Source organism: Micromonospora endophytica (assembly GCF_003236305.1).
In the GTDB taxonomy this organism is placed as follows: Bacteria; Actinomycetota; Actinomycetes; order Mycobacteriales; family Micromonosporaceae; genus Micromonospora; species Micromonospora endophytica.
In genome coordinates this window covers 22,162-29,997 of sequence record NZ_POTX01000049.1, presented here as the reverse complement: position 1 = coordinate 29,997, position 7,836 = coordinate 22,162, and the positions used below count along the sequence as shown (strand labels likewise).

General features: G+C 71.8%; 9 protein-coding genes. 5 read left to right on the top strand and 4 right to left on the bottom strand.

The window, feature by feature from the left end:
- Window positions 1–17: 17 nt before the first annotated feature.
- Window positions 18–260, bottom strand: coding sequence for a mycoredoxin (locus tag C1I93_RS10285; RefSeq protein ID WP_111243018.1), 243 nt, complete (start codon window positions 258–260; stop codon window positions 18–20).
- Window positions 261–351: 91 nt separating this feature from the next.
- Between C1I93_RS10285 and C1I93_RS10280 the strand changes: the two genes are divergently transcribed.
- The 4 genes from C1I93_RS10280 (at window position 352) to C1I93_RS32365 (ending at window position 3,883) form a co-directional block, all read left to right on the top strand.
- Window positions 352–2,502, top strand: a complete 2,151-nt coding sequence (locus tag C1I93_RS10280) for an ATP-dependent DNA helicase UvrD2 (protein ID WP_111243017.1) — start codon at window positions 352–354, stop codon at window positions 2,500–2,502.
- 140 nt (window positions 2,503–2,642) lie between these two features.
- Entirely contained in the window at window positions 2,643–2,930 is a 288-nt protein-coding gene (locus C1I93_RS10275; protein ID WP_111243016.1) for a hypothetical protein, read from the top strand.
- Between the two features lie 131 nt (window positions 2,931–3,061).
- The gene (locus C1I93_RS10270) at window positions 3,062–3,427 is read left to right on the top strand and encodes a WhiB family transcriptional regulator (RefSeq protein ID WP_111243015.1); all 366 of its coding nucleotides are present in this window, start codon (window positions 3,062–3,064) and stop codon (window positions 3,425–3,427) included.
- 324 nt (window positions 3,428–3,751) lie between these two features.
- The gene (locus C1I93_RS32365) at window positions 3,752–3,883 is read left to right on the top strand and encodes a hypothetical protein (RefSeq protein ID WP_258378274.1); all 132 of its coding nucleotides are present in this window, start codon (window positions 3,752–3,754) and stop codon (window positions 3,881–3,883) included.
- A 73-nt stretch (window positions 3,884–3,956) separates the two neighbouring features.
- Here the strand turns inward: C1I93_RS32365 and C1I93_RS10260 are convergent, their stop codons facing one another.
- From C1I93_RS10260 to C1I93_RS31495, 3 genes are all read right to left on the bottom strand, one after another.
- Complete coding sequence (locus tag C1I93_RS10260) at window positions 3,957–5,285, bottom strand: ABC1 kinase family protein (RefSeq protein WP_111243013.1); 1,329 nt, start codon at window positions 5,283–5,285, stop codon at window positions 3,957–3,959.
- A 10-nt stretch (window positions 5,286–5,295) separates the two neighbouring features.
- Window positions 5,296–6,408 (bottom strand): hypothetical protein, encoded by a 1,113-nt coding sequence (locus tag C1I93_RS10255; RefSeq protein ID WP_111243012.1) that lies wholly within the window; start codon window positions 6,406–6,408, stop codon window positions 5,296–5,298.
- Between the two features lie 195 nt (window positions 6,409–6,603).
- A complete protein-coding gene (locus C1I93_RS31495) occupies window positions 6,604–6,771 on the bottom strand; it encodes a DUF5679 domain-containing protein (RefSeq protein ID WP_012014940.1) in 168 nt (55 codons plus the stop codon).
- Window positions 6,772–7,264: 493 nt separating this feature from the next.
- Between C1I93_RS31495 and C1I93_RS10245 the strand changes: the two genes are divergently transcribed.
- Window positions 7,265–7,786: a M48 metallopeptidase family protein gene (locus C1I93_RS10245; protein WP_111243010.1), complete on the top strand. Its 522-nt coding sequence runs from the start codon at window positions 7,265–7,267 to the stop codon at window positions 7,784–7,786.
- The last annotated feature ends 50 nt before the right edge of the window (window positions 7,787–7,836 follow it).

The following is a 7,836-nucleotide window of genomic DNA, read 5'->3' as shown; positions in this document are numbered from 1 at the left end:
GTTCGGGCGGGTGGGCGTCAGGCGGTGATGCTGGCCAGGTGCTGCTTGACCTGGGTGATCGAGGGGTTGGTGAGGGCGCTGCCGTCGGCGAAGCGCAGCGTGGGGACGGTCTGGTTGCCGCCGTTGACGCTCATCACGAACTCCGCCGAGGCCGGATCCTGCTCGATGTCGATCACCTGGTAGGCGATTCCCTCCCGGTCCAGCTGCGACTTGAGCCGGTGGCAGTAGCCGCACCAGGGAGTGGAGTACATCGTCAGCATGGGGGATCCTCCAAGATCATGCCCGGCTACTTGCCGATCAAGTCCAGGCTATCCGCTGCAACGTTGGCGGTAGCTGAGAGAATTCCCCGCTGTGGTGGTCAACTCCGCGTCGGAACGCGTGCTCGCCGGGCTCGACCCGGAGCAACGCTCGGCGGTGACCGCCCCCGCCGGGCCGGTCTGCGTGCTTGCCGGTGCCGGCACCGGCAAGACCCGGGCGGTCACGTCCCGCATCGCCCACCGGGCGTTGACCGGCGAGATCTCCGCCCGGCACGTGCTCGCGGTCACCTTCACCGCCCGGGCCGCCGCGGAACTGCGCCACCGACTCACCTCGCTCGGCGTGGCCGGCGTGCAGGCGCGTACCTTCCACGCCGCGGCGCTGCGCCAGGTGCGGTACTTCGCCCCCCGGCTGCTCGACGGCCGGGCCATGCCCGAGCTGCTGGACAGCAAGGTCCGGCTGGTCACCCTGGCGGCGGCCCGAGCCGGCCTCCGGGCCGACCGGACCGCCGCCCGGGACCTCGCCGGTGAGATCGAGTGGGCCAAATCCGCACTGGTCGAGCCGGGGGAGTACGTCGTCGCCGCGGCCAAGTCGCTGCGCGAGACACCGTACGAGCCGGCACAGGTGGCCGAGGTCTTCGCCGCGTACGAGAAGCTCAAGCGCTCCGGCGGAGTGATCGACTTCGAGGACGTACTGCGGGCCGCGGTCTGGGGCATCGAGGAGCATCCGGACGTCGCCGAGCAGGTCCGCAACCAGTACCGGCACTTCGTCGTCGACGAGTACCAGGACGTCAACCCGTTGCAGCAACGGCTGCTCGACGCCTGGCTGGGCGGTCGGGACGACGTGACGGTGGTCGGCGACGCCAGCCAGACGATCTACTCGTTCACCGGGGCGACCTCGTCGTACCTGGTGGACTTCCCGCGCCGGCACCGGGGTGCCACAGTGGTCCGGCTGGTCCGTGACTACCGGTCCACGCCCCAGGTGGTCGGACTCGCCAACGCCGTCATCTCGCAGGCCCGGGGGACCGAGGCGCGGCTGCGGCTGGAACTGGTGGGCCAACGTCCGGCCGGCCCCGAACCGGAACGGCGGATCTTCACCGACGAACCCGCCGAGGCCAACGCGGTCGCCGCCCGCTGCCGTGCGCTCATCGACGCCGGCACGCCGGCCCGCGAGATCGCGGTGCTGTTCCGCGTCAACGCCCAGTCCGAGGCGTACGAGAAGGCGCTCGGTGAGGCCGGCGTGCCGTACGTGGTGCAGGGTGCCGAGCGGTTCTTCGAACGCACCGAGGTACGCCAGGCGATGGTGGCGCTGCGCGCGGCCACCAGGGCTCTCCCCGGTGAGACGCCGCTGCCGACGGCGGTGGTCGAGGCGCTCGCCGCCGTCGGGTGGGCACCTGACGCGCCACCGCCCGGCGGCGCCGCCCGGGAACGCTGGGAGGCGCTCGCCGCGCTGGTCCAACTCGCCGAGGAGTACGCCGCCACGCCGCAACTCCTGCCGCTAGGTGCCGCCGCCACGGTCGAGCGCCAGGTCACCCTCGCCGACTTCACCGATGAACTGGCCCGGCGGGCGGCGCAGCAGCACGCGCCGACCGTGGAGGGCGTGACCCTGGCCTCCCTGCACTCCGCCAAGGGCCTGGAATGGGACGCGGTGTTCCTGATCGGTCTCGCCGACGGCACCCTGCCCACCACGTACGCGCGCACCGCCGAGCAGGTCGAGGAGGAGCGGCGGCTGCTCTACGTCGGCATCACCCGGGCCCGGCAGTGGCTCTGGCTGTCGTACGCCTCGGCGCGCTCGCCGGGTGGGCGAGCCCGGCGGCCCTGCCGGTTCCTGCCCCAACTCGCCCCCGCCGCCGGGACCGAGCGGGCCACCGGCGCTGGTCCCGGACCTCGCCCGCAGCGACGTGCCAACCGGATCGTCTCCTGCCGGATCTGCGGCACCACCCTGCTCGCCGGGGCCGACCGCAAGCTCGGCCGCTGCGCCACCTGCCCGTCCGACATCGACGACGAGCTGCACGAACGGCTGCGCGAGTGGCGGTCGCGGGTGGCCTCGGCGCAGAAGGTGCCCGCGTACGTCGTCTTCACCGACGCGACGCTTGTGGCGCTTGCCGAACGGCGGCCGAACCGGACCGAGGAACTCGTCGCGATCGCCGGTATCGGGCCGCGAAAGCTGGGCCTGTACGGCACGGCGGTACTGGCCCTGGTGGGCGGCGCGGCGGTGGACGAAATCTGCCCAGAGAAAAGTTTCTGAATCTCACCGTTAATTCGTTTGCCCTCGCGCTACCGCCGGGCATAGCCTCAGGACACACCTCAAGCGGGGGGCCTGTTCGGGCTGCTCACGGGGTTAGTGTCCGATTCGATCGCGAGTGAAACGTCAAGGAGGTGGCACCGATGGAGAGCTATGTCAACCAGCGTCCGATGGCGCTGCCCGTTGCCGTCGCTCCGCTGTCGGCTGCCCTGATCGCCGCTGCGGCTCCGCTGTCGGTCGGTCGGGTCAGCGTCGCCGCCGCGCGACCGTGGGCTCCGCAGGCGCACCGGGTCGAGGTTCAGGCCGAGCTGATCCTCGCACCGACGTCGACCGGGACCCAGGGGACCAGTGGCTTCACGGGCAAGGGCGTCGATGGCGCCAACAAGCGGATGGACGTCCGCGGTGTTCCACCTCGAGGTAGACCGGTCTGACCCCAGACCACCGGCTCACCTCGAGGCCGCGGAACCCGCATACCGGGATCCGCGGCCTCAGTTTTTTGCACCGCCGAAGTTCGTCGGAAAGCGATCCACGAGATCGAAAACGAGAGAGAGGTGACCGGGCGATGAGTCTGGCGTTGGCCCCGCTTGACCTGAGCGTCGAGACGGAGGCGAACCTGCCCTGCCGGAAGTTCGACCCCGACCTGTGGTTCTCCGACTCGCCCACCGAGCTGGAACTGGCCAAGTCGCTCTGTGGGGACTGCCCGCTGCGCGTCGAGTGCCTGGCCGGTGCGGTCGAGCGGGCCGAGCCCTGGGGCGTCTGGGGTGGCGAGATCTTCGAGCGTGGCGCGGTCGTTCCGCGTAAGCGGCCCCGGGGTCGCCCGCGTAAGGAGGACCTCGCCCGTGACGCCGAGCTCCAGGTCGAGGCCGAGGCGCGGTTGGCGGCCAGTGGCCTCGCCGCGTCGCGCAGCGCCGTCCGGCTGGCTGCCTGACATGTTCCCGATCCAGACCAACCCCGCCGGTGCCACGCCGGCGACGACGAGAGAGAGCTTGATCGCCATGCTGCACCTTCCGAACGGTGTCCTCGAGATGCAACTACTCCACGAAGCGTTGTCCCGGGCTCGAATGCTCCGGCCTCAGGCCGGTCGCACCACCACGAGCACTGAGGCAACCCGATCCGCCCGCACCGTCGCCATGGCCGGCCGCGCCCGGTCAGCCCGCGAGCTGGGCGTTCTGTAAGAGCACGAGCACGTCAGTGGGCGGGGACGCAGTCCCCGCCCACTGACGTGCAAGGAGGGGCCCCCTGTTAACGCCTCGTGCATAGCAGGGGCCCCCTATTAACAACTCCCCACAGCGACGGCAGCGACGGCGGCGACGGCAGCGACGGCGACGGCGACGGCAGCGACGGCGACGGCGGCGGCGACGGCAGCGGCGGCGACGGTGGTTAGCGGCGGCAGCGGTATGCGGTGGCAGCGGCGACGAAGGCTACGGCTACGGCAGGAAGCGTGCGCGAGACGATGATCAGCCGACCGGGGCGAAGCCGGGCAGCCAGCGCTCCAGGATGCCGCGGTACGGCGCCTTGGCCTCCAGTTGGCACAGCACGCCGATCGAGCCGAGCGTCACTCGGTGGATGAGCAGGTACGACGGCGGAAGGTTGAGCTGCCTGCTGAACTGGTACGCCGGTGAGCGTGGGCTCGCCAGCCGGGCGGCCTCGGCCCGCAGCCAGGCCCGGGTGAACCGGAACTCGTCGGCGGCGACCGGTTCCAGCATCGGGCGCAGGAAGTCCAGCAGCGCCTGCGCATCGACCGGCTCGTCGGTGCTGACGAAGCCCTCGGCCCGCAGGCCGGCCATCACCTCGTCGGCGTCACCGCGCAGCGCCAGCCCGGCGATCCGGCCGATCGGCTCCGGCGTACCTTCCGGCATCCGGGCCACCGCGCCGAAGTCGATCACGCCGAGGCGGCCGTCGGGAAGCAGCCGGAAGTTGCCCGGATGGGGGTCGGCGTGCAGCAGCCCGGCCCGGGCCGGCGCGGAGAGGTGCAGCGTGGCCATCAACCGGCCCGCCTCGTCGCGTTGCTGCTCGCTGCCGTCGGCGATGATGTCGGCAAGCGGAGTGCCCTCGACCCACTCGGTCACCAGGACCCGGGGCGAGGCGGAGAAGACCGCAGGTACGAAGATCTCGGGGTCGTCGGCGTACGCGGCGGCGAATGCCCGCTGCGACTCGGCCTCCAGCTCGTAGTCCAGCTCCTCGGTGATCCGTTCCCGCAACTCGGCCAGCAGCGGCTTGACGTCCAGGCCCGGCTGGATGGCCCGGAACATGCCGCCCAGCCGGGAGAGCTGCTTGAGGTCGGCGAGGAGCGCGTCACCGGCGCCCGGATACTGGATCTTGACGGCGGCGTCCCGGCCGGTGCCGTCCGGCATCCGCCACACCGCACGGTGCACCTGGCCGATGCTGGCCGCCGCGGCGGGGGTGTCGTTGAAGGTCAGGAACCTGTCCCGCCAGCCGGGCCCCAGTTGGCTGGCCAGCACCTTGTGCACGCTGGCGGCGGGGAGCGGCGGTGCCGCCTCCTGGAGCTTGGTCAGGGCCTGCCGGTAGGGCGCGGCGATCTCCTCCGGCAAGGCTGCCTCGAAGACCGACAGCGCCTGGCCGAACTTCATCGCCCCACCCTTGAGCTGGCCCAGGACGCTGAACAACTGCTCGGCGGTGCGCTGCTGGATCTCGGCGGAGATCACGTCGGAAGCGAGCCCGGTGACGCGCTTTCCCATGCCGAGGACGGTTCGGCCGGCGAAGCCGAGCGGCAGAGCGGCGAGCTTGGCGGTGCGGGACACGGCCCGGCGCGGGATGTCGGTCACCTGGCCATTGTTACCGACTCGGCGGGCCCGCTGCTGCCGTGCGGCGGGGCTGGGCGTACGACACGGCCGTACCGCGGCAGCCGCAGCGGGGATGCGGCGGCCAGTGCCGGCGTCGGAGTGTGCCCGCCGTGACGACCTCGATCGCCCCGCCGCAGGTCTCCGGAGTGCCGCCGTCCAAGTGGCTGAGCGCCTCACTCACCGCGTACCCGGTTGCCGCCAGGAAGGTGCTCGCGGCGCAGGCCGGCGTGGCCGGGGCGGCGGCGAGTTGTGCGGCAAGGGCCGGCCAGCCGGGGTCCCGCTCGGCCCGGTGCAGGTCGAGACAGTGCAGACAGGGGCCGGTCGGTGGACGGACCAGTGGGCCGACCACCGGAACCCCCTCCCGGAGGTCGACCAGCAGGTGAGGCTGCCGCCGCTGAGCGTGGCCGGCGGCCAGTAGTGCTGCGGGGCGGTCGATGCCGAGCAGGATCACCAGATCCGGCCGGTGCCGGCGCAGCGGCCCGGTCCCGGTGCCGGGTGCCGTCCGGGCGACCACCGTCCGGACCACCTCACGCAGCGGCCGTCCGAGGTCGGCGGCGGAGATGCCGCTGCCCAGCAGGTCGACCGGGCGTACCGGTCCGGGTAGCTCAGGGCGGACGTGGCCGACGCCGGCCTGGGCCAGCGCGACCGCGATGGCGGCACCGAACGGACCGGTGCCGGCCACGACCACCCGGGCGGCCAGACGACGCCTGAGCACCTGGGCCGGAGTGCCCGGCAGCCGGGCGGCGGCGAGGGCCAGCGCGCCGGCCTCAGCGGCGAGCCGAGCCCGCCGGGGGCCAGTGAGGTCGCGCGGCAGCAGGGTGTACGCCGGCACCACCAGTCCGGCGGTACGCAGGGCGGCGAGCAGGGCGCGGGCGTGTTCCGGGGTGACTCCCGCCTGGATCGCCCCGCTCAGCACCTGCCGTTCGCTGCGGCTGCCGTCGAGCAGGTCGAGCAGGCGGGCGGCGCGTGGGTCGGCGACCTCGACCAGCACTGCCCGCTCCCGGCCGAGGCCGAGTTGCAGGGTGTGCCGGTCACGCCAGAGCCGGTGCAGCCCGGGTAGCAGCGTGGGACGCGGGGACGGTGGGCGGGACGCGGAGGAGGGCATGGGTACGAACGGTGACCGATGCCATGCTGTCCGTCGATCGTTGTCCACAGGTGGGGAGCCCCAGATCCAGGGCTGTCCACAGGATTCGGCGAGATATCCACAACCCGCCGGTAACTGAGTCGGCTGTCCGACACCGTGCGCACAGCGCGCGGCGGGGGCGGCCGATGGCCACCCCCGCCGCGCGTGATGTGAAGGTCAGACCTTCGCCTTGCCCAGGATGCGGTTCACTGTTGTGCCGCAAACCGGACACTTTCCCTTTGCCATGTTCATGCCGGTCTTCGACACCTCGACGCGGCCTTCGAAGTCCCGCTTCTCCTTGCACTTGACGCAGTAACCGTTGTAGGTCTGGGCCTGGTCGGCCACGGTGTGCCTCCTCGTCTCGTCCACCGGTCGGTACGCTCCGGCGGTTTCCCGGCGACGGTCGCTACCGCGTCCGCGCTGGGCTGGCCGTGGCCACCCACGTGACCACTGGTTGGCGGACCCTACCCAGGTGCGGGCGGATCCATGTCAGCTGCGCATTGCCACTGTGAGCAAGGCGACGTCGAGAGTGTGCACGCCAGGTCGGCCCAGAGCAGGCAGTTTGGCGGGGACACGCCGACCGGAGGTCGGCAAATCCGCTGGTAGGGACCCTGAGCGCGGGTCAGAGCCGGGGTTGCCGGCACCGATGTGACAGCCGGAGCGCCAACACGAACGGTGATCGTGACGCCATCCAGGGCCTCGGCAAGAATTTTTTCGGGACTCCTGGCGACCAATCACCATTTTCCGGGCGCGTGTCGGCGGCTGACCCTTGCGGAGTCCTGGTCACACTGCATTAGCTTGCCATCGTGACAGCAAACCGAGGCTACGCGGTCCACTGATGGCTGGGCCGCGGAAGCCGGTCGTCGAGGTACGGCGCAGCCAGCGCCGGCGACGCACGGTGTCCGCCTACCGCGACGGCGAGCGGGTCGTCGTCCTCATCCCGGACCAGTTCTCCCGGGCTGAGGAGAGCGAGTGGGTCGATCGGATGCTCGCCCGGCTCGCCGCCCGGGAGGGGCGCCTGACCCGCTCCGACGCGGGGCTGCTGGACCGGGCCGCCCGGCTGATCAAGCTCTACCTGACCGACTACGGCGACCAGGCCGTGCCAGCGAGCGTCCGCTGGGTGACCAACCAGAACGGCCGGTGGGGCTCCTGCACCCCGGCGGACCGTTCGATCCGGCTCTCCCAACGGCTCCAGGACATGCCGGACTGGGTGCTCGACTACGTGCTGATGCACGAACTGGCCCACCTGATCGTGCCCAGTCACAACGCCCAGTTCTGGGCCCTGGTCGGCAGGTACCCGCGAACCGAACGGGCCCGCGGTTACCTGGAGGGCGTGGCGGCCGTCTCCGGCGCACCCTGAACGTCGCCCCGCGACCCGACCAGACGCCCGACTCGGCTCGGGCCGCCCGG

Bases quoted from the DNA above. Each gene is read 5' to 3' on its own strand.
- C1I93_RS10245 (WP_111243010.1), top strand. From the start codon at position 7,265: ATGGCTGGGCCGCGGAAGCCGGTCGTCGAGGTACGGCGCAGCCAGCGC.
- C1I93_RS10285 (WP_111243018.1), bottom strand. From the start codon at position 260: ATGCTGACGATGTACTCCACTCCCTGGTGCGGCTACTGCCACCGGCTC.
- C1I93_RS10270 (WP_111243015.1), top strand. From the start codon at position 3,062: ATGAGTCTGGCGTTGGCCCCGCTTGACCTGAGCGTCGAGACGGAGGCG.
- C1I93_RS10255 (WP_111243012.1), bottom strand. From the start codon at position 6,408: ATGCCCTCCTCCGCGTCCCGCCCACCGTCCCCGCGTCCCACGCTGCTA.
- C1I93_RS10275 (WP_111243016.1), top strand. From the start codon at position 2,643: ATGGAGAGCTATGTCAACCAGCGTCCGATGGCGCTGCCCGTTGCCGTC.